The organism is Salmonella sp. 741265116_PST (assembly GCF_046567715.1).
Taxonomy (GTDB): Bacteria; Pseudomonadota; Gammaproteobacteria; order Enterobacterales; family Enterobacteriaceae; genus Salmonella; species Salmonella enterica.
Genome location: NZ_JBKFPH010000022.1, coordinates 40,178 through 65,895 on the forward strand (window position 1 = coordinate 40,178; position 25,718 = coordinate 65,895).

General features: G+C 50.6%; 19 protein-coding genes and 1 pseudogene. 17 read left to right on the forward strand and 3 right to left on the reverse strand.

The window, feature by feature from the left end; genetic code table 11:
* From ACLD11_RS15610 to ACLD11_RS15625, 4 genes are read left to right on the forward strand one after another with little or no spacing between them, the layout of a single operon-like run.
* The gene (locus ACLD11_RS15610) at positions 1–2,151 is read left to right on the forward strand and encodes a methyltransferase domain-containing protein (protein WP_411015087.1); all 2,151 of its coding nucleotides are present in this window, start codon (positions 1–3) and stop codon (positions 2,149–2,151) included.
* A gap of 10 nt (positions 2,152–2,161) precedes the next feature.
* The gene (locus ACLD11_RS15615; RefSeq protein ID WP_411015088.1) at positions 2,162–4,684 is read left to right on the forward strand and encodes a glycosyltransferase family 4 protein; all 2,523 of its coding nucleotides are present in this window, start codon (positions 2,162–2,164) and stop codon (positions 4,682–4,684) included.
* Positions 4,685–4,730: 46 nt separating this feature from the next.
* The gene (locus ACLD11_RS15620) at positions 4,731–5,876 is read left to right on the forward strand and encodes a glycosyltransferase family 4 protein (RefSeq protein WP_220536539.1); all 1,146 of its coding nucleotides are present in this window, start codon (positions 4,731–4,733) and stop codon (positions 5,874–5,876) included.
* A 9-nt stretch (positions 5,877–5,885) separates the two neighbouring features.
* Positions 5,886–7,001, forward strand: coding sequence for a glycosyltransferase family 4 protein (locus tag ACLD11_RS15625; RefSeq protein ID WP_411012070.1), 1,116 nt, complete (start codon positions 5,886–5,888; stop codon positions 6,999–7,001).
* Between the two features lie 97 nt (positions 7,002–7,098).
* On the opposite strand, the pseudogene ACLD11_RS15630 reads toward ACLD11_RS15625, so the two are convergent.
* Positions 7,099–7,219 (reverse strand): annotated as a pseudogene (locus tag ACLD11_RS15630) (IS630 family transposase); the annotation flags it as partial.
* On the opposite strand from ACLD11_RS15630, the gene ACLD11_RS15635 reads away from it, so the two are divergent.
* Positions 7,178–7,321 carry a hypothetical protein gene (locus ACLD11_RS15635; RefSeq protein WP_411012067.1) on the forward strand — a complete coding sequence of 48 codons (144 nt, stop codon included), beginning with the start codon at positions 7,178–7,180 and terminating at the stop codon, positions 7,319–7,321. The pseudogene ACLD11_RS15630 and the gene ACLD11_RS15635 sit on opposite strands and share 42 nt — an antisense overlap.
* A gap of 67 nt (positions 7,322–7,388) precedes the next feature.
* Positions 7,389–8,180, forward strand: coding sequence for an endonuclease VIII (gene nei / locus ACLD11_RS15640; protein ID WP_411012068.1), 792 nt, complete (start codon positions 7,389–7,391; stop codon positions 8,178–8,180).
* Between the two features lie 54 nt (positions 8,181–8,234).
* On the opposite strand, the gene ACLD11_RS15645 is transcribed toward nei, so the two are convergent.
* Both ACLD11_RS15645 and ACLD11_RS15650 read right to left on the reverse strand, forming a co-directional pair.
* Complete coding sequence (locus ACLD11_RS15645) at positions 8,235–9,281, reverse strand: AbrB family transcriptional regulator (RefSeq protein WP_126479170.1); 1,047 nt, start codon at positions 9,279–9,281, stop codon at positions 8,235–8,237.
* Positions 9,282–9,417: 136 nt separating this feature from the next.
* Positions 9,418–10,701, reverse strand: coding sequence for a citrate synthase (locus tag ACLD11_RS15650; protein ID WP_023203106.1), 1,284 nt, complete (start codon positions 10,699–10,701; stop codon positions 9,418–9,420).
* 100 nt (positions 10,702–10,801) lie between these two features.
* Here ACLD11_RS15650 and ACLD11_RS15655 point away from each other — a divergent pair, with 100 nt between their 5' ends.
* From ACLD11_RS15655 to cydB, 11 genes are all read left to right on the forward strand, one after another.
* The gene (locus ACLD11_RS15655) at positions 10,802–11,047 is read left to right on the forward strand and encodes a hypothetical protein (RefSeq protein WP_001539488.1); all 246 of its coding nucleotides are present in this window, start codon (positions 10,802–10,804) and stop codon (positions 11,045–11,047) included.
* A 393-nt stretch (positions 11,048–11,440) separates the two neighbouring features.
* Positions 11,441–11,845: a succinate dehydrogenase cytochrome b556 subunit gene (gene sdhC / locus ACLD11_RS15660; RefSeq protein WP_000263340.1), complete on the forward strand. Its 405-nt coding sequence runs from the start codon at positions 11,441–11,443 to the stop codon at positions 11,843–11,845.
* Entirely contained in the window at positions 11,839–12,186 is a 348-nt protein-coding gene (gene sdhD / locus ACLD11_RS15665) for a succinate dehydrogenase membrane anchor subunit (RefSeq protein ID WP_000254356.1), read from the forward strand. The genes sdhC and sdhD overlap by 7 nt, the downstream gene beginning before the upstream one ends.
* Positions 12,186–13,952 carry a succinate dehydrogenase flavoprotein subunit gene (gene sdhA, locus ACLD11_RS15670; RefSeq protein WP_000775561.1) on the forward strand — a complete coding sequence of 589 codons (1,767 nt, stop codon included), beginning with the start codon at positions 12,186–12,188 and terminating at the stop codon, positions 13,950–13,952. Before sdhD ends, sdhA begins: the two co-directional genes overlap by 1 nt.
* Before the next feature lie 16 nt (positions 13,953–13,968).
* Complete coding sequence (gene sdhB / locus ACLD11_RS15675) at positions 13,969–14,685, forward strand: succinate dehydrogenase iron-sulfur subunit SdhB (protein ID WP_001727709.1); 717 nt, start codon at positions 13,969–13,971, stop codon at positions 14,683–14,685.
* Positions 14,686–15,209: 524 nt separating this feature from the next.
* Positions 15,210–18,011 carry a 2-oxoglutarate dehydrogenase E1 component gene (gene sucA / locus ACLD11_RS15680; RefSeq protein WP_001181500.1) on the forward strand — a complete coding sequence of 934 codons (2,802 nt, stop codon included), beginning with the start codon at positions 15,210–15,212 and terminating at the stop codon, positions 18,009–18,011.
* 14 nt (positions 18,012–18,025) lie between these two features.
* Complete coding sequence (gene odhB, locus ACLD11_RS15685; protein WP_000099858.1) at positions 18,026–19,234, forward strand: 2-oxoglutarate dehydrogenase complex dihydrolipoyllysine-residue succinyltransferase; 1,209 nt, start codon at positions 18,026–18,028, stop codon at positions 19,232–19,234.
* A 141-nt stretch (positions 19,235–19,375) separates the two neighbouring features.
* Complete coding sequence (gene sucC / locus ACLD11_RS15690; protein ID WP_001048590.1) at positions 19,376–20,542, forward strand: ADP-forming succinate--CoA ligase subunit beta; 1,167 nt, start codon at positions 19,376–19,378, stop codon at positions 20,540–20,542.
* A complete protein-coding gene (gene sucD, locus ACLD11_RS15695) occupies positions 20,542–21,411 on the forward strand; it encodes a succinate--CoA ligase subunit alpha (protein WP_058112911.1) in 870 nt (289 codons plus the stop codon). Before sucC ends, sucD begins: the two co-directional genes overlap by 1 nt.
* A gap of 1,582 nt (positions 21,412–22,993) precedes the next feature.
* Positions 22,994–24,562 carry a cytochrome ubiquinol oxidase subunit I gene (gene cydA / locus ACLD11_RS15700; RefSeq protein ID WP_000884369.1) on the forward strand — a complete coding sequence of 523 codons (1,569 nt, stop codon included), beginning with the start codon at positions 22,994–22,996 and terminating at the stop codon, positions 24,560–24,562.
* A gap of 15 nt (positions 24,563–24,577) precedes the next feature.
* A complete protein-coding gene (cydB, locus tag ACLD11_RS15705) occupies positions 24,578–25,717 on the forward strand; it encodes a cytochrome d ubiquinol oxidase subunit II (RefSeq protein ID WP_057514492.1) in 1,140 nt (379 codons plus the stop codon).
* Position 25,718 lies beyond the last annotated feature (1 nt).

The window sequence follows — 25,718 nt, forward strand, 5'->3', positions numbered from 1 at the left end:
ATGACTACTAACTTAGATAAATTAGTTAGCGAGCTACCTGAAATTTATCAGACAATTTTTGGTCATCCTGAATGGGATGGCGAAGCTGTGCGTGACTGCCATGAAAGACTGGCGCTGATTACTAAGCAGTACGACCATTTATCTCGTGAACTGGGTCGACCATTGCGAGTGCTCGATCTTGGCTGTGCTCAGGGCTTCTTCAGCCTTAGTCTCGCCAGCAGGGGGGCAAGCGTTGTTGGTATAGATTTTCAACAGGAAAATATTACTGTTTGTCAGGCCTTAGCGGATGAGTACCCGGTGTTAGATGTTACTTTCCGGGTTGGACGTATTGAAGATACCATCGCGGCGTTAAACGTGAACCAGTTCGATCTTGCTATTGGTTTGAGTGTTTTCCACCATATTGTACATCTCCACGGTGTGGAAGAAGTTAAACGGTTACTGTCGCGCCTGGCCGACTGCACACAAGCGATGATCCTTGAGTTAGCGGTAAAAGAAGAGCCATTGTTCTGGTATATTTCTCAGCCGCATGATCCCCGTGAATTGATTGAACAATGCGCGTTTTATCGCGTGATTGGGCAGTTTAATACCCATCTTTCTCCCGTGCCGCGACCTATGTTCCTGATAAGCAATACTCGTGTGATACTGGAGGATTTCAACCAGCCATTTGAGCGCTGGCAGGATCACCCGTATGCGGGAGCTGGTTTTGCGCATAAAAAGAGCCGACGCTATTATTTCGGCGAAAATTATATCTGTAAGCTTTTCTATTATAATACTCCTGACGATTTATTAACCGTCGAAGAGAGACAGCGCAATCGGGAAGAGTTAAACAACGAAGCGAAAATACTTACCCATCCGCCGCGAGGTTTTAAAGCACCTAAGTTGCTGGCGTATGGCAATAATGATCACTTTGGCTGGCTGGTAATGGAGAAATTATCAGGTCGCCTGTTAAGCGATATGCTAAGAGCTGGTGAAACCCCCGATCGTGAAAAAATTCTGCAGTCATTGCTCATGGAACTGGTTAAGCTGGAGAAACAAGGACTATGGCACGATGATATCCGTCTCTGGAATGTAATGGTTGATAGTCAGCAAAAGGCCTTTCTGATTGACTTTGGATCTATCGTTAAAATCCCGCGCGACTGCAGTTGGCCGCCAAATATCGTTCAGTCCTTTTTCATTTTTGTAAATGAACTGTTTGATGAACAGCGAAGCTGGAAGGGATTATGGCGTTCCGCGCCGTTGCACCCCTTTAATTTACCGCAACCCTGGTCAAATTGGTTATACGCCGTATGGCAAAAGCCAGTTGATACGTGGAGTTTTACCCTGTTGGCACAGTTGTTTAAAACCAAAGATCGGCTTCCGGCGCCGGAAAGTAATATCAGCGCCATTGAGCAATGGATTACCGCCCAGGAGACGGTGCTGCTGGAAAGCCAAACCCGCCTGCGTAACGAGGTGGCTCATTGTGAACAACTGAGTCAGCAGATGTATCAACTTAATACGCAGATGATCCAGCTTGAGCACGATATGGCTGCGCTGACGGAAACAAAGACAGAATCTGATATCGCTGTCATGGCCGGGGCTGGTTCCAGGAGGGGGGAAAGCGAGCTGAAATGGCTTATTGAACACGTTGAACAGCTTGATAATTTACTACAACAGGCCCGGTGCCAGCCAGCGGAAGCTGTGTCGTTGCCGCCTGAGACAGCGATATTACAGGAGAAGCTGGCGGCAGCCCATCAAGATATTCATCATTTAAAAAATGTAAAACATCAGTTGCGCCATGAAATAGACAAAATTCATCGCAGCCGTTCATGGCGAATGACCCGTTGTTACCGTTATGCCGGCCTACAGATTCATTTGCTACGGCAGTATGGTTTTAGCCAGCGCTGTAAACATCTGGTAAAACGAATCCTACAGTTTGCATTTTCGTTCCTGCGTAAACATCCCAAAGTGAAGTATAACGCGGTAAACACTTTACATAAGTTAGGACTTTATCAACCCGCATACCAGCTCTACCGCCGAATGAATCCGTTGCCGGATAGCCAGTACCAGGCCAGCACGCAGCAGGTTGCGCAGACCGAGTTACAGGTATTGCATCCTGAAATGTTGCCGCCAGCAGTCCATGAAATTTATCTCAAACTAACTAAAAATAATTAAGGAGATCACCTTGCACATTTTGATTGATGTCCAGGGATACCAGTCGGAAAGTAGATTCCGCGGGATCGGACGTAGTACTCTGGCTATGAGCCGTGCCATTATTCAAAATTCAGAAGGACACCGCGTTAGTATTTTGATAAATGGCATGTACCCCATTGACAATATTAATAATGTCAAAAAAGCCTACCACGATATCCTGGCTGATGAGGAGATGTTCATCTTTTCCGCGGCTGGCCCAACCGCCTATTGTAATACCGATAATCATGGTCGCAGCAAAGCTGCGCTGGCGGCGAGAGACATAGCGATCGCTAATATTAATCCTGATATCGTTTACATCATTAATTTATTTGAAGGACATAGTGATAACTACACTGTCTCCATACCTGTTGATAACGTGCCGTGGAAAACAGTTTGTGTATGCCATGACTTGATTCCGTTGCTCAATTCGGAGCACTATCTTCGCGATCCTAATTTCCGCGAGTTTTATATGAATAAACTCGCAGAGTTTGAACAGGCTGATGCCTTCTTTGCCATTTCACAATCCGCAGCGCAGGAGCTTATTGAATATACAAATGTTCCCGCATCTCGCGTGCACCATATCTCTTCTGCGGTTGGCGAAGAGTTTGGCCCCCAGGAGTACTCGGCCGATGAGATTTTAGTCCTGAAAAAAAAGTATAAACTTCCTGATGAATACATTTTAACCCTGGCGATGATCGAGCCGCGAAAAAATATCGAAGCGTTAATTAAGGCTTATAGTCAATTGCCAAAATCCCTGCAGCAACGTTATCCAATGGTGTTGGCATACAAGGTGGATCCGGACGACCTGGAACGCATCTTAACCCTGGCGGAGAACTATGGATTAGCTCGTAATCAGCTTATTTTTACCGGCTTTCTGGCTAATGACGATTTGATTGCTCTCTATACGTTATGCAAGCTGTTTGTGTTTCCATCGCTGCATGAGGGGTTCGGCCTGCCGCCGCTGGAAGCAATGCGCTGCGGGGCTGCGACGCTGGGCTCTAACGTAACCAGCCTGCCGGAAGTTATCGGCTGGGATGAGGCGATGTTCGATCCGCGGGACGTGAACGATATTCGTCAGTTGATGGAAAAAGCCCTTACCGATGACGCCTTTTTCATTGCTCTGAAAGTACACGCGTTAACGCAGTCGGCAAAGTTTTCCTGGGCTAATACGGCGAAACTGGCTATCGACGGTTTTAGCCGATTACTGATGGAGAAAAAGGACCACGTTCCGCTTTCTGTTGCCGATATTTGCGCTTCCCGATTTGCAGCAATACAGGAAATTGATGTATTGAGCGAGGTTGATCGCCTTGGCCTGGCGTGGGCGGTAGCGCGTAATAGCTTTAAAAAACATCAGCGCAAGCTGTTGGTGGATATTTCCGTATTAGTGAAACACGATGCAAAGACCGGCATTCAACGCGTATCGCGTAGTATTCTTAGCGAGCTGTTGAAATCTGGTGTAGAAGGGTATGAGGTCAGCGCTGTTTACTACACGCCTGGTGAATGCTACCGCTACGCTAACGCCTATCTTTCCAGGCATTTCAACTGTGAATTCGCTTCTGATGAGCCCGTGTTATTCAGTAAGGATGATATTCTCATTGTTACCGATCGGACTGAGCATTTGTTTTCGAAAGGGGCTACACCAATTGATTATATCCGCTCGGCTGGCGCATTCGTCTGTTTCCTGATGCACGATATTTTACCTCTAAGACGGCCCGAATGGAGTGTTGAAGGTATTCAACGCGAATTCCCAATTTGGCTATCCTGCCTTGCGGAGCATGCCGACCGACTGATTTGCGTCTCAGCGAGCGTGGCGGAAGACGTAAAGCTCTGGATTGCCGAAAACAACCACTGGGTAAATGCTAACCCCTTATTGAAGATAAGTAATTTCCATCTCGGTGCCGACATTGATAATAGTTTACCCTCAACGGGTATGCCGGAAAACGCCGATGAGTTGCTGGCAAAAGTAGCGGCTGAGCCGTCTTTTATCATGGTTGGCACTATAGAGCCGAGGAAGGGACATGCGCAAACGCTGGCCGCTTTTGAGCAACTGTGGCAGCAGGGTAAAAACGATAATCTTTTTATTATTGGTAAGCAGGGATGGAAAGTTGACGCGCTGTGCGAACGCCTACGCCATCACCCGCAACTAAATAAAAAACTGTTCTGGTTACAGAACATTAGCGATGAGTTTTTATCGAAACTATATACACAATCGCGCGCGCTGATTTTCGCCTCGTTAGGAGAAGGATTCGGCTTACCGTTGATTGAGGCGGCACAGAAAAAACTACCGGTGATTATTCGTGATATCCCAGTATTTAGAGAGATTGCTCAACAGCACGCATTTTATTTTTCCGGTGAGGCGCCGGGAAATATTGCTAAAGCTATTGAAGAATGGTTAATTCTTTATGAACAAAATATTCATCCTCGTTCAGAAAATATAAACTGGTTAACCTGGAAGCAGAGCACTCAATTTCTGTTGGAAAATCTACCAATTATATCACCTGCCGTGAATAAATAATTACTTTCAAGCGGGGCGGTTGGTACCGTCCTGCTATGAACTGATTATGAAAATAATATTTGCAACTGAACCTATTAAATATCCATTAACGGGTATTGGCCGCTATTCTTTTGAACTGGTTAAGCAACTTGCTGTCGCTAGTGAGATTGAAGAGTTAAAGCTATTTCACGGCACTACATTTATTGATCAAATACCATTATCTGGAAATAAAGGGGATAATAAAAAAAACAATCATCATCGCTTGTCAGCTTTTTTACGTCGTCAACCATTACTGATTGACGCCTATTTTATGATGCACCCACGGCATCAGGCATGGGCATTGCGTAATTATAAAGATTACATTTTTCACGGTCCTAATTTTTACCTACCATATCGGCTTGAGCGCGCAGTGGCAACATTCCATGATATTTCGATATTTACCTGCCCGGAGTATCATCCGCAAGATCGTGTTCGTTATATGGAGAAATCGCTGCGCGAAAGTTTATCCTCGGCAAAACTGATTTTGACCGTTTCTGACTTTTCCCGTCAGGAAATGATACGCATGTTCAATTATCCATCAGAGAGAATTATTACAACCACTTTAGCCTGCAGTAGTGATTATATTCCACGTCGTCAGATGGAATGTCAGGCTGTACTACAAAAATATCAATTGGAGTGGCAATGTTATGGTCTATATATTGGCACTCTGGAGCCGCGAAAAAATATTCGCGGCCTGTTGCAGGCATACCAGATGCTGCCGATGGAAACGCGTATGCGATATCCTTTAATCCTGTGTGGCTATCACGGCTGGGAAGACGATACTCTTTGGCAGATTGTCGAAAAGAGTAAGCGTGAAGGCTGGCTTCGCTATTTAGGCTATGTTCCTGATAATGACCTTCCTTATTTATACGCAGCAGCCAGGTCTTTTATTTACCCCTCATTTTATGAGGGATTCGGATTACCTGTTCTTGAAGCAATGTCCTGCGGTATTCCGGTCGTGAGTTCCAATGTTAGTTCTCTGCCTGAAGTAGCCGGTGACGCGGGGTTATTATCTGAACCCAATGATATAGATGCGATAAGTGCTCATATTTTACAAAGTCTACAGGATGAACAGTGGCGGAAAACGGCTATAGCACGCGGTTTTGTTCAGGCCCGGCAGTTTTCCTGGGAAAACTGCGCAGCCCAGACCATCAATGCCTATAAATTGATTTAAGGGTATATGTTGAGAGTTTTACACGTCTATAAGACCTATTATCCTGATACCTATGGTGGTATTGAGCAGGTCATTTACCAGTTGTCTCAGGGCCTTGCCCAACAGGGAATATCTACCGATGTATTTACTTTTAGTCCGGATAAAAATACTGGCCCTGTTGTTTATGAGGATCATCGGGTCATTTATAATAAGCAATTAACTGAAGTCGCTTCCACGCCGTTTTCCCTACAGGCAATAAAGCGGTTTAAAAAAATTAAAGATAACTACGACATTATTAATTACCATTTCCCATTTCCATTTATGGATATTTTGCATCTGAGCACACGTCCGGATGCCAAAACGGTAGTCACTTATCATTCTGATATCGTGAAACAAAAGCGGTTAATGAAGTTGTATCAACCATTACAGCATCGCTTTCTTTCAAGCGTTGATTGTATTGTGGCGTCATCTCCTAACTATGTGGCTTCCAGCCAGACGTTACAACAATACCTGGACAAAACGGTGGTCATACCTTTTGGTCTGCAACAGTATCATATTCAGCACGACCCGCTACGCTTGGCACACTGGCGCAAAACGGTTGGCGAGAATTTTTTCCTCTTTGTCGGCACTTTTCGCTATTACAAGGGATTGCACATTTTGCTGGATGCCGCTGAACAAAGCCAACTGGCGGTTGTCATCGTTGGCGGCGGGCCGCTGGAAACCGAGGTGCTACGTGAAGCGAAACTTCGCGGGCTGCGTAACGTCATTTTTACCGGCAGGCTCAATGATGAGGATAAATATATTCTCTTTCAACTTTGCCGTGGCGTCGTGTTTCCATCGCATCTGCGATCTGAAGCCTTTGGCATCACTCTGCTGGAAGGTGCGCGATTTGCAAGGCCGCTTATCTCCTGCGAGATTGGTACCGGAACATCATTTATCAACCTTGATAAGGTTAACGGCTGTGTGATCCCACCGCACGACAGCGCTGCGTTGGTGGAGGCGATGAATGAATTGTGGCATAACGATGAGATCGCCCTGCGCTATGGCGAAAACTCACGTCATCGCTTTGAGAAGATGTTTACGGCCAGGCATATGATTGATGCTTACGTTAATCTCTATCTCACTTTACTGGAACAAAAAACCTGATCTGCCCGTTACCGCTGTCATGACGGAATAGGACATTAATGAATATATGTAATGTACATTACAAAGTTAAAAAAAGAAGTAGTTCGTTTCACTTCACTTATTTAACTCCGGGGAATGGATTGATGGTTTCCATAAAATGGCAATTTTTTCAACAACTGTCACATTGAACGGCACTGATGATTACACGTTATTATGTTGTGAAGCGCCTGCCACAGGACGTTGATGATGCTAATGGCGGCGGTTTTAGCACGTTCCAGCAGCGATGCTGGAGTTGTCGGATAAAAAATATCATGATCAAAGCGATAGCGACGGCGCTGTAGCTGAAAGACGATGTTATCATAGTGCGCGGCGCAGCCCCTTAATCACCTGTTAACAAAGGATATTATCATGCCTGAAGGCCCGGAAATTCGTCGTGCGGCGGATAACCTGGAGGCGGCAATCAAAGGCAAACCCTTAACCGATGTCTGGTTTGCCTTTGCACAGTTAAAACCGTATGAATCGCAACTTACCGGTCAAATTGTTACCCGGATAGAGACGCGGGGAAAAGCGTTATTGACCCACTTTTCAAATGGCCTGACGCTCTACAGCCACAACCAACTCTATGGCGTATGGCGGGTGATCGATACCGGTGAAATACCACAGACCACGCGTATATTGCGCGTCAGGCTACAAACGGCGGATAAAACTATTCTGCTTTATAGCGCGTCTGATATCGAAATGCTGACAGCAGAGCAGCTCACGACACACCCCTTTTTACAGCGAGTCGGCCCGGATGTGCTGGACGTGCGTCTCACTCCGGAAGAGGTTAAAGCTCGATTGCTGTCGCCGCGTTTTCGCAACCGACAATTTTCCGGACTGTTGCTGGATCAGGGCTTTCTGGCGGGATTGGGGAATTATCTGCGCGTTGAAATCCTCTGGCAGGTAGGGTTAACCGGACAGCATAAAGCGAAAGATCTCAACGAGGCGCAACTGAATGCGCTTTCTTACGCGCTGTTGGATATTCCGCGCCTGTCCTACACGACTCGCGGTCAGGCGGATGAAAACAAACATCATGGCGCACTGTTTCGCTTTAAGGTTTTCCACCGTGACGGCGAAGCGTGCGAGCGGTGCGGCGGCATTATTGAAAAGACAACATTGTCCTCACGCCCGTTTTACTGGTGCCCGCATTGCCAGAAATAGCCGGAACCGCCATCGGCGAGCGGCTATTGCCTGATGGCGCGACGCTTATCAGCCCTACAAAGGTTGTTTGGGCGCATAGGTTGAAATAAAACGAGCCACTGCTGGCCCAGTTAACAGAATACTGAACAGCCGTAGGGTTTGCATTGCCATGATGAGCGCCATATCGGCACTGCTTCCTGCCGCGATCGCGGCAACCGTATCCAGACCACCGGGACTGGTGGCGAGATAAGCCGTCATAAAATCAATCTGCATGTAGTAAGCCATTCCCCACGCCATCGCGGCGCAAATCGCCATCAGCGCGAAAATTGACAATAAGATTTGCGGCAATGGCCGCAGCGCCATAAAAAAAACCTGTCTGTCAAAACCCAGCCCAATACGCCAGCCTATCGCCATATACGCCACGGCCAGCAGCCATTCGGGTAATTCAATCTCAATGATGCCTTGCGAATGGAGAAGCGCGCCTGCCAACATGGGGAGCAGCATCGTGCCGGAAGGGATACGCATCAGGCGACCGGCAATGCCCGCCACGATCGCTAATAGCAGCGTCGTCAATACATTACCGCTAAGCGGCGGAAACCAGATCACCTGTTGGCTGACCGCTGCCGCGCTGTCGCCGAGTATCAGGCGTGTCACCAGCACCGCCGCGCCAGCCACAAACAGTACCCGTAGATACTGCATAAACGCCACCAGGCGGATATCCGCCCCGTAATCTTGCGCCATCGCTACCATTGCCGCCGCGCCGCCCGGCGAAGACCCCCATGCGCCGGTGTTGCCGGGCAGCGAGCTGTAGCGTACCAGCAGCCAGCCGACTATCGCGCTGGAAAGCAGCGTCACCAGCAACACTAAAAGCACGACTGGCCAGTAGAGGGCGAGGGTGGTCAATATCGAACCGGTTAGATTTTGGGCGATCATACAGCCGAGAATTGCCTGCGCGGCGAGAAAAATACCGCGCGGAAGTTGTAGCGTACTACCTCGCAAACTCAACACGATACCCGCAATCATTGGACCGAGCAGCATTGCCGCCGGAAGGTGCAGATAGAGAAAAATAAGGGAAATGAGCAGCGATAACAGGAACAACAAAAACCACTGCAGAATCGGCATTCCATGCTCCCTGAATGATATTTAGCGAAACCTTAATTAATCATAGAGAGTAACGGGGTAACAATAAAAGAATGAGGATAAGAAAAAAGGGAAAATGTACCGGATGGCGAGGGTTGCGTCGCCATCCGGTTGTCAATTAACGCTTCAGCGCCGATTTAAAATCGCGTTTATCGTAGCCGGTATACAGCTGACGAGGACGGGCGATTTTCATGCCGTCAGTGTGCATTTCATTCCAGTGTGCAATCCAGCCGACGGTACGCGCCATGGCGAAGATCACGGTGAACATGGAGGACGGAATGCCCATCGCTTTCAGAATGATGCCGGAGTAGAAGTCTACGTTCGGGTACAGTTTCTTCTCGATGAAGTACGGGTCGTTCAGCGCAATGTGCTCAAGCTCCATCGCCACTTCCAGCAGATCATCTTTGGTGCCCAGCTCTTTCAGCACTTCGTGGCAGGTTTCACGCATCACGGTGGCGCGCGGATCGTAGTTTTTGTAAACACGGTGACCGAAGCCCATCAGGCGGAAAGAATCATTCTTGTCTTTCGCACGACGAACAAATTCCGGAATGTGTTTAACAGAGCTGATTTCTTCCAGCATTTTCAGCGCGGCTTCGTTTGCGCCGCCGTGCGCGGGTCCCCACAGGGAGGCGATCCCGGCGGCAATGCAGGCGAACGGGTTGGCGCCACTTGAACCTGCGGTACGTACCGTTGACGTAGAGGCGTTCTGCTCATGGTCAGCGTGCAGGATCAGAATACGATCCATCGCGCGCTCCAGTACCGGATTCACTTCATAGGTTTCACACGGCGTGGAGAACATCATGTTCAGGAAGTTACCGGCGTAGGAAAGGTCGTTGCGCGGATATACAAACGGCTGACCGATGGAATATTTGTAACACATCGCCGCCATGGTCGGCATTTTGGACAGCAGGCGGAACGCCGCGATTTCACGGTGGCGCGGATTGTTCACATCCAGCGAGTCGTGGTAGAACGCCGCCAGCGCGCCAGTGATCCCGCACATTACCGCCATCGGATGTGAGTCGCGACGGAAAGCATGGAACAGGCGAGTGATTTGCTCATGGATCATCGTATGGCGGGTGACTGTCGTTCTGAACTCGTCATACTCTTCCTGCGTCGGTTTTTCGCCGTACAGCAGGATGTAACAGACTTCCAGATAGTTGGAATCGGTAGCAAGCTGGTCAATCGGGAAACCGCGATGCAACAAAATACCTTCGTCGCCGTCGATGAAGGTAATTTTAGATTCGCAGGATGCGGTAGAGGTGAAACCAGGGTCAAAAGTAAAAACTCCTTTTGAACCGAGACTACGAATATCAATAACATCTTGACCGAGTGTACCTTTTAGCACATCCAGTTCAATAGCAGCGTCACCAGTAAGGGTGATTTTTGCCTTTGTATCAGCCATTTACGGTCTCCTTAGCGCCTTATTGCTTAAGACTGCCGGAACTCAGACTTGCCTTCTCCACGTCACCTTCCCTGTCGTTAGTGCAGGGAAGATTCTGTGTATGCATCAATCAACCGTTACCAGTTTGTTATTTGGCTCGCCGCTCTGTGAAAGAGGGGATGACCTGGGTACAGAGCAATGGGCGCTTGCAGGTAACGGATTGATTAATTTCGAATTAGCAGCAAATCAGGAACGTAGCAATCCGAGTAATGTAACCTGTCTATCACTAATAACTGTCCTGAAAGAATGGGTCAATATCATTGTACTGTTGCATAACTTATTAACAGGTGAAAGAGTGACCCCATAACTTTTACGCATTATATGCTTTTTCTGGTGTTGTTTGTAACAATTTTGTTTAATGTTTGTCAAATCAGATGATTGAAAATTAAAAAAATGTTGTTATCGTGACCTGTGTCACTGTTCAGGATAAAACCCGACAAACTATATGTAGGTTAATTGTAATGATTTTGTGAACGTCCTATACTGCCGCCAGGTCTCCGGAATACCCTGCAATCCCGAGCCACCCAGCGTTGTAACGTGTCGTTTTAGCTACTGGAAGCAGTGTTTTACATGACGCGCAGTTATAGAAAGGACGCTGTCTGACCCGCACGCAGACCGGAGGAAGGAAATCCCGTCGTCTTTCTGGCTACAGGTAGATTCACCTCTGTAACCGAAGTCTTAAGGGAATAATAAGAACAGCATGTGGGCGTTATTCATGATAAGAAATGTGAAAAAACAAAGACCTGTCAATCTGGATCTACAAACGATTCGGTTCCCCATCACAGCGATAGCGTCCATTCTCCATCGCGTATCCGGTGTGATTACTTTCATCGCCGTCGGCATACTACTGTGGCTACTGGGCACCAGCCTCTCTTCTCCGGAAGGATTCCAGCAGGCCGCCGACATTATGGACGGCTTCATCGTTAAATTTATCATGTGGGGCATCCTTACCGCGCTGGCGTATCACGTCATCGTGGGAATTCGTCACATGTTAATGGATTTTGGCTATCTGGAAGAAACATTCGAAGCGGGTCAACGCTCTGCCAAAATCTCTTTTGTTATCACTGTCGTGCTTTCACTTCTCGCAGGAGTCCTCGTATGGTAAGCAACGCCTCCGCATTAGGACGCAATGGCGTACATGACTTCATCCTGGTCCGTGCTACCGCTATCGTTCTGACGTTATACATCATCTACATGGTGGGTTTTTTCGCCACGAGCGGCGAACTGACCTTTGAAGCCTGGACCGGTTTCTTCTCATCGGCCTTCACCAAAGTCTTCACCCTGCTGGCGCTTTTTTCCATCTTGATTCATGCCTGGATCGGCATGTGGCAGGTGTTAACCGACTACGTTAAACCACTGGCAGTGCGTCTGATACTGCAACTCGTTATTGTTGTTGCGCTGGTGGTTTACGTCATCTATGGATTTGTTGTGGTGTGGGGTGTGTAATGAAACTGCCAGTCAGAGAATTTGATGCTGTTGTGATTGGTGCCGGTGGCGCAGGTATGCGCGCGGCGCTGCAAATTTCCCAAAGCGGCCAAACCTGTGCGCTGCTCTCGAAAGTCTTCCCGACCCGTTCCCATACCGTTTCCGCGCAGGGCGGTATCACCGTGGCGCTCGGCAATACCCATGAAGATAACTGGGAATGGCACATGTACGACACCGTAAAAGGGTCGGACTACATTGGTGACCAGGATGCCATCGAATATATGTGTAAGACCGGACCGGAAGCGATTCTGGAACTGGAGCACATGGGGCTACCGTTCTCCCGTCTTGATGATGGACGTATCTATCAGCGCCCGTTCGGCGGCCAGTCGAAAAACTTTGGCGGCGAGCAGGCGGCACGTACCGCGGCAGCGGCTGACCGTACCGGTCACGCCTTGCTACATACGCTGTATCAACAGAATTTGAAAAACCACACCACGATTTTCTCCGAATGGTATGCGCTGGATCTGGTGAAAAACCAGGATGGCGCGGTGGTGGGGTGTACCGCACTGTGCATCGAAACCGGTGAAGTGGTGTACTTCAAAGCCCGCGCGACGGTGCTGGCGACCGGCGGCGCAGGCCGTATCTACCAGTCCACCACCAACGCTCACATCAATACTGGTGATGGTGTCGGTATGGCGCTGCGTGCCGGTGTCCCGGTGCAGGACATGGAAATGTGGCAGTTCCACCCGACCGGTATCGCCGGGGCGGGCGTGCTGGTGACAGAAGGCTGCCGCGGCGAAGGCGGTTACCTGCTGAACAAACACGGCGAGCGCTTTATGGAGCGTTATGCGCCGAACGCCAAAGACCTGGCGGGTCGTGACGTGGTGGCGCGTTCCATCATGATCGAAATCCGTGAAGGTCGCGGCTGCGACGGTCCGTGGGGGCCGCACGCTAAACTGAAACTGGATCACTTGGGTAAAGAGGTGCTGGAATCTCGCCTGCCGGGTATCCTGGAGCTGTCCCGTACTTTCGCCCACGTTGACCCGGTGAAAGAGCCGATTCCGGTTATCCCGACCTGCCACTACATGATGGGCGGTATTCCGACTAAAGTGACCGGTCAGGCGCTGACCGTGAACGAGCAGGGCGAAGACGTGGTGATTCCGGGGCTGTTTGCGGTAGGCGAAATCGCCTGTGTATCGGTTCACGGCGCCAACCGTCTGGGCGGTAACTCACTGCTGGATCTGGTGGTCTTTGGCCGCGCGGCGGGGCTACATTTACAGGAATCTATTGCCGAGCAGGGCGTGCTGCGCGACGCCAGCGAGTCTGACGTTGAAGGTTCTCTGGAGCGCCTGAATCGCTGGAACAATAACCGCAATGGCGAAGATCCGGTGGCTATCCGCAAAGCGTTGCAGGAGTGTATGCAGCATAACTTCTCCGTATTCCGTGAAGGCGACGCGATGGCGAAAGGGCTTGAGCAGTTGAAAGTGATCCGCGAGCGTCTGAAAAACGCCCGTCTGGATGACACGTCCAGCGAGTTTAATACCCAGCGTGTTGAGTGTCTGGAGCTGGATAACCTGATGGAAACTGCCTACGCCACTGCTGTATCAGCCAACTTCCGAACGGAAAGCCGCGGCGCGCATAGCCGCTTCGATTTCCCGGAGCGAGATGATGCCAACTGGTTGTGTCATACCCTGTATCAACCGCAAACGGAATCCATGACGCGCCGAAGCGTCAATATGGAGCCGAAACTGCGTCCGGCGTTCCCGCCGAAGATTCGTACTTATTAATTGCGGAGACAGGATGATGAAACTCGAATTTTCGATTTATCGTTATAACCCGGATGTCGATAACGCTCCGCGTATGCAGGATTACACCCTGGAAGGCGAAGAAGGGCGCGACATGATGCTGCTGGATGCGTTAATCCAGCTTAAAGAAAAAGATCCCAGCCTTTCTTTCCGCCGTTCCTGCCGCGAAGGTGTGTGTGGTTCTGATGGTTTGAATATGAACGGTAAGAATGGTCTGGCCTGTATTACCCCTATTTCGGCGCTGAACCAGCCGGGTAAGAAGATTGTGATTCGCCCGCTGCCCGGTTTGCCGGTGATCCGCGATTTGGTGGTAGACATGGGGCAATTCTACGCACAATATGAGAAGATTAAGCCTTACTTATTGAATAATGGGCAAAATCCACCGGCTCGTGAGCATCTGCAGATGCCGGAGCAGCGTGAAAAACTCGATGGGCTGTATGAATGTATTCTTTGCGCCTGTTGCTCAACATCCTGCCCGTCATTCTGGTGGAACCCGGATAAGTTTATCGGTCCGGCGGGTCTGCTCGCGGCGTATCGCTTCCTGATCGATAGTCGTGATACCGAGACCGATAGTCGTCTGGAAGGGATGAGCGATGCATTCAGCGTATTCCGCTGTCACAGCATTATGAACTGCGTCAGTGTATGTCCTAAAGGACTGAACCCGACGCGCGCTATCGGCCATATTAAGTCGATGCTGTTGCAGCGTAGTGCGTAAGTAGTTGTAGTGGTTGCCGGATGGCGACGTAAACGTCTTATCCGGCCTACAGGCGCAATCCCGTAGGCCTGATAAGCACAGCGCCATCAGGCAATAGAAGTGCAGGAAACCTCTAAAAACTGCCATATGATTAGTAATAATCGAGATGTTCAGAGCGAGACAAGGCGCGGTCTGAACGAATCTTCGGGAGCATAGTTAACTATGTGACTGGAGTGAGCGAAGGCCGCAACGCAGTCGTAGCCTGAACAGCGAAGATTATTAGACAGTTTTTAAAGGTTCCTTAGCGGACGCAGATGACACGACAGTCCGCAACAAGTGAACCCCGGCACGCATACGGCGTATGCGTGGTTAGTATCCACGGCGAAATACTCGTCATAGTTCACGTTGCATGTGCGTTGGCTGCACTTGCTCACCCCGGTCACTTACTGGATGTAAGCTCCCAGGGATTCGCAAGCTTGCCGCCTTCCTGAAACGTGACCTATTTAGAGTATTAAATAAGCAGAAAAGATGCTTAAGGGATCACGATGCAGAACAGCGCTTTGAAAGCCTGGTTGGACTCTTCTTACCTCTCTGGTTCGAATCAGAGCTGGATAGAACAGCTCTATGAAGACTTCTTAACCGATCCTGACTCGGTAGACGCTAACTGGCGTTTGACGTTCCAGCAGTTACCTGGTACCGGAGTCAAACCGGATCAACTCCATTCAAAAACACGTGAATATTTCCGGCGGCAGGCGTTGGCTGGCTCACGTCACTCTTCTACGATTTCCGACCCTGACACCAATGTGAAGCAGGTTAAAGTCCTGCAGCTTATCAACGCTTATCGTTTCCGTGGCCATCAGCATGCAAACCTCGATCCGCTGGGACTGTGGAAACAAGAACGCGTGGCGGATCTGGACCCTTCTTTCCATGATTTGACCGAGGCCGATTTCCAGGAAACCTTCAATGTCGGCTCCTTTGCCAGCGGCAAAGAGACGATGAAGCTGGGCGAGCTGCTCGACGCGCTCAAACAGACCTACTGCGGCCCGATTGGCGCTGAGTATATGCACATCACCAGCACCGAAGAGAAACGCTGGATCCAACAGCGCATCGAATCCGGTCGTGCGGCCTTTAGCGCTGACGAGAAAAAACGTTTCCTGAACGAACTGACCGCCGCTGAAGGGCTGGAACGTTATCTGGGCGCCAAATTCCCGGGTGCGAAACGTTTCTCGCTCGAGGGGGGAGATGCGCTGATACCCATGCTGAAAGAGATGGTTCGCCATGCGGGTAACAGCGGCACTCGCGAAGTGGTGCTGGGGATGGCGCACCGCGGTCGCCTGAACGTGCTGATCAACGTACTGGGTAAAAAACCGCAGGATCTGTTCGACGAGTTTGCCGGTAAACATAAAGAACATCTGGGTACCGGCGACGTGAAGTATCACATGGGCTTCTCGTCAGATATCGAAACCGAAGGCGGTCTGGTTCACCTGGCGCTGGCGTTTAACCCATCGCATCTGGAAATTGTGAGCCCGGTGGTGATGGGCTCCGTGCGCGCCCGTCTGGACAGACTGGACGAACCGAGCAGCAACAAAGTGTTGCCGATCACTATTCACGGCGACGCCGCGGTGACCGGCCAGGGCGTGGTTCAGGAAACCCTGAACATGTCGAAAGCGCGCGGTTACGAAGTGGGCGGTACGGTACGTATCGTTATCAACAACCAGGTGGGCTTCACCACCTCTAACCCACTGGATGCGCGTTCAACGCCTTACTGCACCGATATCGGTAAAATGGTCCAGGCGCCGATTTTCCACGTCAACGCGGACGATCCGGAAGCCGTCGCTTTTGTGACCCGTCTGGCGCTGGACTTCCGTAACACCTTTAAACGCGATGTCTTTATCGATCTGGTGTGCTACCGCCGTCACGGCCACAACGAAGCCGACGAGCCAAGCGCAACCCAGCCGCTGATGTACCAGAAAATCAAAAAGCATCCGACGCCGCGTAAAATCTACGCCGACAAACTGGAAGCTGATAAGGTCGCAACACTGGAAGATGCCACCGAAATGGTCAACCTCTATCGCGATGCGCTGGATGCAGGCGAATGTGTGGTGAAAGAGTGGCGTCCGATGAATATGCACTCGTTCACCTGGTCGCCGTATCTAAACCACGAATGGGATGAAGCATACCCGAACAAGGTAGAAATGAAGCGCCTGCAGGAGCTGGCAAAACGTATCAGCACCGTGCCGGAAGCCATTGAAATGCAGTCTCGCGTGGCGAAAATTTATGGCGACCGTCAGGCAATGGCGGCAGGCGAGAAATTGTTTGACTGGGGCGGCGCGGAAAATCTGGCTTACGCCACGCTGGTCGATGAAGGCATTCCGGTGCGCCTGTCCGGGGAAGACTCTGGCCGCGGCACCTTCTTCCATCGTCATGCGGTGATCCACAACCAGACGAACGGCTCAACGTATACGCCGTTGCAGCATATTCACAGCGGTCAGGGACAGTTTAAAGTCTGGGACTCCGTGCTGTCTGAAGAAGCGGTACTGGCGTTTGAATACGGTTATGCCACCGCAGAACCACGTACCCTGACTATCTGGGAAGCGCAGTTTGGCGATTTTGCCAACGGCGCGCAGGTAGTGATTGACCAGTTCATCTCCTCCGGCGAGCAGAAATGGGGCCGGATGTGCGGCCTGGTGATGCTGTTGCCGCACGGCTATGAAGGGCAGGGCCCGGAGCACTCCTCCGCGCGTCTGGAACGTTATCTGCAACTTTGCGCCGAGCAGAATATGCAGGTTTGCGTGCCGTCCACCCCGGCGCAGGTCTACCATATGCTGCGCCGTCAGGCGCTGCGCGGGATGCGTCGTCCGCTGGTGGTGATGTCGCCGAAATCGCTGCTGCGTCACCCGCTGGCGGTTTCCACGCTTGATGAACTGGCGAACGGTTCCTTCCAGCCGGCCATTGGCGAAATTGACGAGCTGGACCCTAAAGCCGTAAAACGCGTGGTAATGTGTTCTGGTAAGGTTTATTACGACCTGCTGGAACAACGTCGCAAAAACGACCAGAAAGATGTCGCTATCGTGCGCATCGAACAGCTCTATCCGTTCCCGCATAAAGCGGTGCAGGAAGCGCTGCAACCATACGCTCACGTCCATGATTTTGTCTGGTGCCAGGAAGAGCCGCTCAACCAGGGCGCATGGTACTGCAGTCAGCATCATTTCCGTGAAGTGATTCCGTTTGGGGCCGCTCTGCGTTATGCAGGTCGCCCGGCCTCCGCCTCTCCGGCGGTAGGGTATATGTCCGTTCACCAGAAACAGCAACAAGATCTGGTTAATGACGCGCTGAACGTCGATTAAATAAAGGATAAATAATGAGTAGCGTAGATATTCTTGTTCCCGACCTGCCTGAGTCCGTAGCGGACGCGACCGTCGCCACCTGGCATAAAAAACCGGGCGATGCGGTTGTTCGTGACGAAGTGCTGGTAGAAATCGAAACTGACAAAGTGGTACTGGAAGTACCGGCATCAGCGGACGGCATTCTGGATGCGGTTCTGGAAGAGGAGGGGACGACTGTCACCTCTCGCCAGATCCTGGGTCGCCTGCGTGAAGGCAACAGCGCGGGTAAAGAGACCAGCGCGAAATCTGAAGAGAAAGCGTCTACGCCGGCACAACGCCAGCAGGCGTCGCTGGAAGAACAAAACAACGATGCGCTCAGCCCGGCGATCCGTCGCCTGCTGGCTGAACACAATCTGGAAGCCAGCGCCATTAAAGGCACTGGAGTGGGTGGGCGTCTGACCCGTGAAGATGTGGAAAAACATCTGGCGAAAGGCGAGTCTAAAGCACCCGCTGTTGAACCTGCAGCACAACCCGCTCTGGGCGCGCGCGGCGAAAAACGCGTGCCAATGACCCGCCTGCGTAAGCGCGTGGCCGAGCGTCTGCTGGAAGCGAAAAATTCCACCGCCATGCTGACGACCTTCAATGAAGTCAACATGAAGCCGATTATGGATTTGCGTAAGCAGTATGGCGAAGTGTTTGAAAAACGTCATGGTATCCGCCTGGGCTTTATGTCCTTCTACGTGAAAGCGGTAGTGGAAGCGCTGAAGCGTTATCCGGAAGTGAACGCCTCTATCGACGGCGATGACGTGGTGTATCACAACTACTTTGATGTGAGCATGGCGGTGTCTACGCCGCGCGGCCTGGTCACGCCGGTCCTGCGTGACGTGGATACGCTGGGCATGGCTGACATCGAGAAAAAAATTAAAGAACTGGCTGTCAAAGGCCGCGACGGCAAGCTGACCGTAGAAGACCTGACCGGTGGTAACTTTACCATTACCAACGGCGGCGTATTCGGTTCGCTGATGTCTACCCCGATCATCAACCCGCCGCAGAGCGCGATTCTGGGAATGCATGCTATTAAAGACAGGCCGATGGCGGTGGATGGCAAGGTGGAAATCCTGCCGATGATGTACCTGGCGCTCTCTTACGATCATCGCCTGATCGATGGTCGTGAATCCGTGGGCTTCCTGGTCACCATCAAAGAGTTGCTGGAAGATCCGACCCGTCTGCTGTTGGACGTGTAGTCAGCAAGAGCATCACCTGCTACCTGTAGGCCGGATAAGGCGTTCACGCCGCCATCCGGCGATGGTGTAATGCCTGATGGCGCGCAGCTTTCAGGCCTACAGGTCTAAAGATAACGATTACCTGAAGGATGGACAGAACACATGAACTTACATGAATATCAGGCAAAACAACTTTTTGCCCGCTATGGCTTACCGGCGCCGGTGGGTTATGCCTGTACTACTCCGCGTGAAGCCGAAGAAGCCGCGTCTAAAATCGGTGCCGGCCCGTGGGTAGTGAAATGTCAGGTTCACGCTGGCGGCCGCGGCAAAGCGGGCGGTGTGAAGGTAGTAAAAAGCAAGGAAGAGATTCGCGCCTTTGCGGAAAACTGGCTGGGCAAACGTCTGGTGACCTATCAAACAGACGCTAATGGCCAACCGGTAAACCAGATTCTGGTTGAAGCGGCGACCGACATCGGCAAAGAACTGTACCTCGGCGCGGTAGTTGACCGTAGTTCTCGTCGCGTGGTCTTTATGGCGTCTACCGAAGGCGGCGTAGAGATCGAAAAAGTCGCGGAGGAAACCCCGCATCTGATTCATAAAGTCGCGCTCGATCCGCTGACCGGCCCAATGCCGTATCAGGGACGGGAACTGGCGTTCAAATTGGGTCTGGAAGGTAAACTGGTGCAGCAGTTCACCAAAATCTTTATGGGCCTGGCAACCATTTTCCTTGAGCGCGACCTGGCGCTAATCGAAATTAATCCGCTGGTGATTACTAAGCAGGGCGATCTGATTTGCCTCGACGGCAAGCTGGGCGCTGACGGCAACGCGCTGTTTCGCCAGCCGGATCTGCGTGAAATGCGTGACCAGTCTCAGGAGGACCCGCGTGAAGCGCAGGCGGCGCAGTGGGAACTGAACTACGTCGCGCTGGACGGCAACATCGGTTGCATGGTGAACGGCGCAGGCCTGGCGATGGGCACCATGGATATCGTTAAGCTGCATGGCGGCGAACCGGCTAACTTCCTTGACGTGGGCGGCGGCGCAACCAAAGAGCGCGTCACCGAAGCGTTTAAAATCATCCTCTCGGATGACAACGTGAAAGCGGTTCTGGTTAACATCTTCGGCGGTATCGTCCGTTGTGACCTGATTGCCGACGGTATCATCGGCGCGGTGGAAGAAGTGGGCGTGAACGTTCCGGTGGTGGTGCGTCTGGAAGGCAACAACGCCGAACTCGGCGCGAAGAAACTGGCTGACAGTGGCCTGAATATTATTGCAGCGAAAAGTCTGACGGATGCAGCTCAGCAGGTTGTTGCCGCAGTGGAGGGGAAATAATGTCCGTTTTAATCGATAAAAACACCAGGGTTATCTGTCAGGGCTTCACCGGTAGCCAGGGGACTTTCCACTCCGAACAGGCGATCGCTTACGGTACGCAAATGGTCGGCGGCGTAACGCCGGGCAAAGGCGGCACCACGCATCTGGGTCTGCCGGTGTTCAACACCGTGCGCGAAGCGGTAGAAGCTACCGGTGCGACCGCATCCGTTATCTACGTGCCGGCGCCGTTCTGCAAAGACTCCATTCTGGAAGCGATCGACGCAGGCATCAAACTGATTATCACCATCACCGAAGGTATTCCTACGCTGGATATGCTGACCGTGAAAGTGAAGCTGGATGAAGCTGGCGTACGCATGATCGGCCCGAACTGCCCAGGTGTGATCACCCCGGGCGAATGCAAAATCGGCATCATGCCGGGTCACATTCATAAGCCGGGTAAAGTGGGTATCGTTTCCCGTTCCGGCACGCTGACCTACGAAGCGGTTAAGCAGACTACTGACTACGGTTTCGGCCAGTCCACCTGCGTGGGTATCGGCGGTGACCCGATTCCGGGCTCTAACTTCATCGACATCCTGAAACTGTTCCAGGAAGATCCGCAGACTGAAGCGATCGTGATGATCGGTGAGATCGGCGGTAGCGCGGAAGAAGAAGCGGCGGCTTACATTAAAGACCACGTGACCAAGCCGGTTGTTGGCTATATCGCGGGTGTTACCGCGCCGAAAGGCAAGCGTATGGGTCACGCGGGCGCCATCATTGCCGGTGGCAAAGGCACTGCGGATGAAAAATTCGCCGCGCTGGAAGCCGCAGGCGTGAAAACCGTTCGCAGCCTGGCCGATATCGGCGAAGCGCTGAAAGCAATTATAAAATAAAACTCGCTGTTCCTGCGGGAACAGCTAAATGTCCGTTTTCGACATGGTTGGCCACCTTTACGGTGGCCTTTTTTATGGCTTTATTGTTTGTGGCAAAGTACGGGTGAAGCATCCGGGATATAAAATTATTGGCTTTGTAAATATTGAACTATAGGAAAATAATGCCTCATTAAAAAAACATGGTGGAGTCTAAAAATAATTGATAATAACCGTCTGGCAGCGGCAGTAAATTTACTCAGTTTGCTGGTTAACTCTTTTGCAGCAAATACAGATGCTGTCTTAGTGAAATACCTGCCGACCTCACTGGAGACGGATTATGCGCTTTCCGCCATGAAAAAAACGCATTGCAGCATTACACTATGTTGACGCTAACCTCTATAGTAAATTGACGCTTGACTCTGTGGCCGCGCATGTTTGCCTGAGCGCGAACTACATGTCTCCTCAGATGTATCGCGCTTACACAGACTGCTTGTTTAATGGCAGAATAAAACAGCTATTTTAATCATAAGAGTACCGGCATTATTTCCCTGAAGTATTAAAGATATCGTTTAATAAATTATATGAACTTTTGCTGGTTAAAAGAGGTTAACTTTAAAAATTATTAAGAACTTATTGACACTATTCGTTCGTGATTAATCATGTTTAAAGGGTATTTATGGCTGCGAATAAACAGAATTATCACTATGAGTGACGTAGAAATTGAGGGTAAATCTGTAAAGGTGATAACAGAATCTTCACTATAATAATTATAGAGAGGCAAATACGGTGTTATTGAAATAAAGAAAAATTAGCGAATAAAATGTTTGTTTCTGGCTATCTGGAAAGCTTATTAGCGATAATTAAGGCGATAACCTGGCAAGATGATCCTGGCCATTAGTCGTCGGGAAAGGGAAGTTGGGGCAGGGTAATCCCGGTGGGATGATGGCGCGTGTGCAATGAGATAGTTTCTTTGCGGTGTTAATTATAAGTAAAATAAAAATAGAATAAATGTATAAAATAATAAGTGTTGATAATCTGCAGAAAAAATCTGTGAGCTATTTAGCAATAATTGAACATCAATGTGGAATGTTTTTTACTGGATGCGGGGCAGTAAAAAACGCACAAAATGTTTAGCCTTACCGAATAAGCCTCTTTTTGCAGAGGGTTGGAAATTACTCTTTGTAAAAACAAAAAGTTAACAAAAAATTCACCATGCGTTCAATGAATAAACATTATTAACATTAACTTCAAAAATTGATTTTAATCAATATTTAAATGTTGGAAAAGAGCATCAAAACTGGTTAAATTGTTCGTGATCAAATTCCCTGAAAAGCGATAGATTAGCCATAAATTGATCGCTGTCGAAAAAAGCAAATCTGACCCACTAAAAACCTGTTTATTGTAAGGGTTTTACGGCGTAATATATTTGCGGGATCAATTTGGGTTTTTTATTAACATGTTTGTAACTTTTCATCATTACTGTTTCCTTCCCGAGGGGATAGTACGATGAGAGGCCGCAAATAAATTTGTATTGGGGCATGCGTGTGACCCTTTCTAACGGGGTTCACTCTCGGAGTCTTCATGCGATGAGCAAGGAGTCATGATGTTAGATATAGTCGAACTGTCGCGCTTACAGTTTGCCTTGACCGCGATGTACCACTTCCTGTTTGTGCCGCTAACGCTCGGTATGGCGTTCCTGCTGGCCATTATGGAAACGGTATACGTCCTTTCCGGCAAACAGATTTATAAAGATATGACCAAGTTCTGGGGCAAGTTGTTTGGTATCAACTTTGCTCTGGGTGTGGCTACCGGTTTGACCATGGAGTTCCAGTTCGGGACAAACTGGTCGTACTACTCCCACTATGTTGGGGATATCTTCGGTGCGCCGCTGGCCATCGAAGGTTTGATGGCCTTCTTCCTCGAATCCACCTTTGTAGGTCTGTTCTTCTTCGGCTGGGATCGTCTGAGTAAAGTTCAGCATATGTGCGTCACCTGGCTGGTGGCTCTGGGGTCCAACCTCTCCGCGTTGTGGATTCTGGTAGCGAACGGCTGGATGCAAAACCCAATCGCTGCGGATTTCAATTTCGAAACCATGCGTATGGAAATGGTGAGCTTCTCTGAACTGGTGCTGAACCCGGTAGCACAGGTGAAATTTGTTCACACTGTGGCGTCCGGTTATGTCACCGGCGCGATGTTCATCCTCGGTATCAGCGCTTACTACATGCTGAAAGGTCGTGACTTCGCCTTTGCTAAACGCTCCTTTGCTATTGCCGCCAGCTTCGGTATGGCTGCCGTACTGTCCGTTATCGTACTCGGTGACGAATCCGGTTACGAAATGGGCGACGTGCAGAAAACCAAGCTCGCTGCGATTGAAGCCGAATGGGAAACGCAACCTGCTCCGGCCTCCTTTACCCTGTTCGGTATTCCTGACCAGGACAAACAGGAAAACCATCTGGCGATTCAGATCCCTTATGCGCTCGGTATTATCGCTACGCGTTCCGTGGACACGCCGGTTATTGGCCTGAAAGATCTCATGGTTCAGCACGAAGAGCGTATCCGTAACGGGATGAAAGCCTATGAACTGCTGGAACAGCTGCGCGCCGGTTCTACCGACCAGGCCGTTCGCGACCAGTTCAACAGCATGAAGAAAGATCTCGGTTACGGCCTGCTGCTGAAACGCTATACGCCTAATGTGACTGACGCGACCGAAGCGCAGATCCAGCAAGCGACGAAAGATTCCATTCCTCGCGTTGCGCCGCTGTACTTCGCTTTCCGTATCATGGTGGCGTGCGGCTTCCTGCTGCTGGCGATCATCGCACTTTCCTTCTGGAGCGTGATTCGTAACCGCATCGGTGAGAAAAAATGGCTGTTGCGCGCGGCGCTGTACGGTATTCCACTGCCGTGGATTGCGGTTGAAGCAGGTTGGTTCGTCGCCGAGTATGGTCGTCAGCCGTGGGCGATCGGCGAAGTGTTGCCGACAGCCGTGGCGAACTCATCGCTGACCGTGGGCGATCTGCTGTTCTCCATGTTCCTGATTTGCGGCCTGTATACCCTGTTCCTGGTGGCAGAATTGTTCCTGATGTTCAAATTTGCACGCCTTGGCCCAAGCAGCCTGAAAACCGGTCGCTATCACTTTGAGCAGTCCACCGTGACTTCTCAGCCGGCACGCTAAGACAGGAGTCGTCAAATGATCGATTATGAAGTACTACGTTTTATCTGGTGGCTGCTGGTTGGCATTTTGCTAATTGGTTTCGCTGTCACCGATGGGTTCGACATGGGGGTGGGGATGCTCACCCGTTTCCTCGGTCGTAACGACACCGAACGTCGAATTATGATTAACTCTATCGCCCCGCACTGGGACGGTAACCAGGTGTGGTTGATCACCGCGGGCGGCGCGTTGTTTGCTGCCTGGCCGATGGTTTACGCTGCGGCGTTCTCCGGTTTCTATGTAGCGATGATCCTGGTGCTGGCGTCGTTGTTCTTCCGTCCGGTCGGTTTTGATTACCGTTCCAAGATTGAAGACCCGCGCTGGCGCAACATGTGGGACTGGGGCGTGTTCATCGGTAGCTTTGTGCCGCCGCTGGTGATTGGCGTGGCCTTTGGCAACCTGTTGCAGGGCGTACCGTTCCATGTAGATGAGTATCTGCGTCTGTACTACACCGGTAACTTCTTCCAGTTGCTGAACCCGTTTGGTCTGCTGGCGGGCATCGTAAGCGTAGGGATGATCATCACGCAGGGGGCGACTTACCTGCAAATGCGTACCGTTGGCGAACTGCATCTGCGCGCGCGCGCCACCTCGCAGATTGCGGCGTTGGTGACATTAGTGTGCTTTGCGCTGGCGGGCGTTTGGGTAATGTATGGTATTGATGGTTATGTCGTGACATCCGCGATTGACCATCATGCCGCCTCTAACCCGCTGACTAAAGAAGTGGTGCGTGAAGCTGGCGCCTGGCTGGTGAACTTTAATAATGCTCCGATCCTGTGGTTGGTTCCGGCTCTGGGCGTGGTTCTGCCGCTGCTGACTATCCTGACTTCCCGTATGGAGAAAGGCGCGTGGGCATTCCTGTTCTCTTCGCTGACGTTGGCCTGCATTATTCTGACGGCGGGTATCGCTATGTTCCCATTTGTGATGCCGTCCAGCACGATGATGAATGCCAGTCTGACCATGTGGGATGCGACATCCAGCCAGATGACGCTGAACCTGATGACCTGGGTTGCGGCGGTGTTCGTACCGATCATTCTGATCTACACCAGCTGGTGTTACTGGAAAATGTTCGGTCGTATCACTAAAGAACATATTGAAAGCAACACCCACTCTTTGTACTAAG

Coding starts and splice junctions, on each gene's coding strand:
- nei (WP_411012068.1), top strand. CDS start 7,389: ATGCCTGAAGGCCCGGAAATTCGTCGTGCGGCGGATAACCTGGAGGCG.
- sdhD (WP_000254356.1), top strand. CDS start 11,839: ATGGTAAGCAACGCCTCCGCATTAGGACGCAATGGCGTACATGACTTC.
- ACLD11_RS15650 (WP_023203106.1), bottom strand. CDS start 10,701: ATGGCTGATACAAAGGCAAAAATCACCCTTACTGGTGACGCTGCTATT.
- ACLD11_RS15620 (WP_220536539.1), top strand. CDS start 4,731: ATGAAAATAATATTTGCAACTGAACCTATTAAATATCCATTAACGGGT.
- ACLD11_RS15635 (WP_411012067.1), top strand. CDS start 7,178: ATGATTACACGTTATTATGTTGTGAAGCGCCTGCCACAGGACGTTGAT.
- cydB (WP_057514492.1), top strand. CDS start 24,578: ATGATCGATTATGAAGTACTACGTTTTATCTGGTGGCTGCTGGTTGGC.
- ACLD11_RS15645 (WP_126479170.1), bottom strand. CDS start 9,281: ATGCCGATTCTGCAGTGGTTTTTGTTGTTCCTGTTATCGCTGCTCATT.
- sucC (WP_001048590.1), top strand. CDS start 19,376: ATGAACTTACATGAATATCAGGCAAAACAACTTTTTGCCCGCTATGGC.
- sucA (WP_001181500.1), top strand. CDS start 15,210: ATGCAGAACAGCGCTTTGAAAGCCTGGTTGGACTCTTCTTACCTCTCT.
- sdhC (WP_000263340.1), top strand. CDS start 11,441: ATGTGGGCGTTATTCATGATAAGAAATGTGAAAAAACAAAGACCTGTC.
- ACLD11_RS15655 (WP_001539488.1), top strand. CDS start 10,802: ATGCATCAATCAACCGTTACCAGTTTGTTATTTGGCTCGCCGCTCTGT.
- cydA (WP_000884369.1), top strand. CDS start 22,994: ATGTTAGATATAGTCGAACTGTCGCGCTTACAGTTTGCCTTGACCGCG.
- sucD (WP_058112911.1), top strand. CDS start 20,542: ATGTCCGTTTTAATCGATAAAAACACCAGGGTTATCTGTCAGGGCTTC.
- odhB (WP_000099858.1), top strand. CDS start 18,026: ATGAGTAGCGTAGATATTCTTGTTCCCGACCTGCCTGAGTCCGTAGCG.
- sdhA (WP_000775561.1), top strand. CDS start 12,186: ATGAAACTGCCAGTCAGAGAATTTGATGCTGTTGTGATTGGTGCCGGT.
- ACLD11_RS15610 (WP_411015087.1), top strand. CDS start 1: ATGACTACTAACTTAGATAAATTAGTTAGCGAGCTACCTGAAATTTAT.
- sdhB (WP_001727709.1), top strand. CDS start 13,969: ATGAAACTCGAATTTTCGATTTATCGTTATAACCCGGATGTCGATAAC.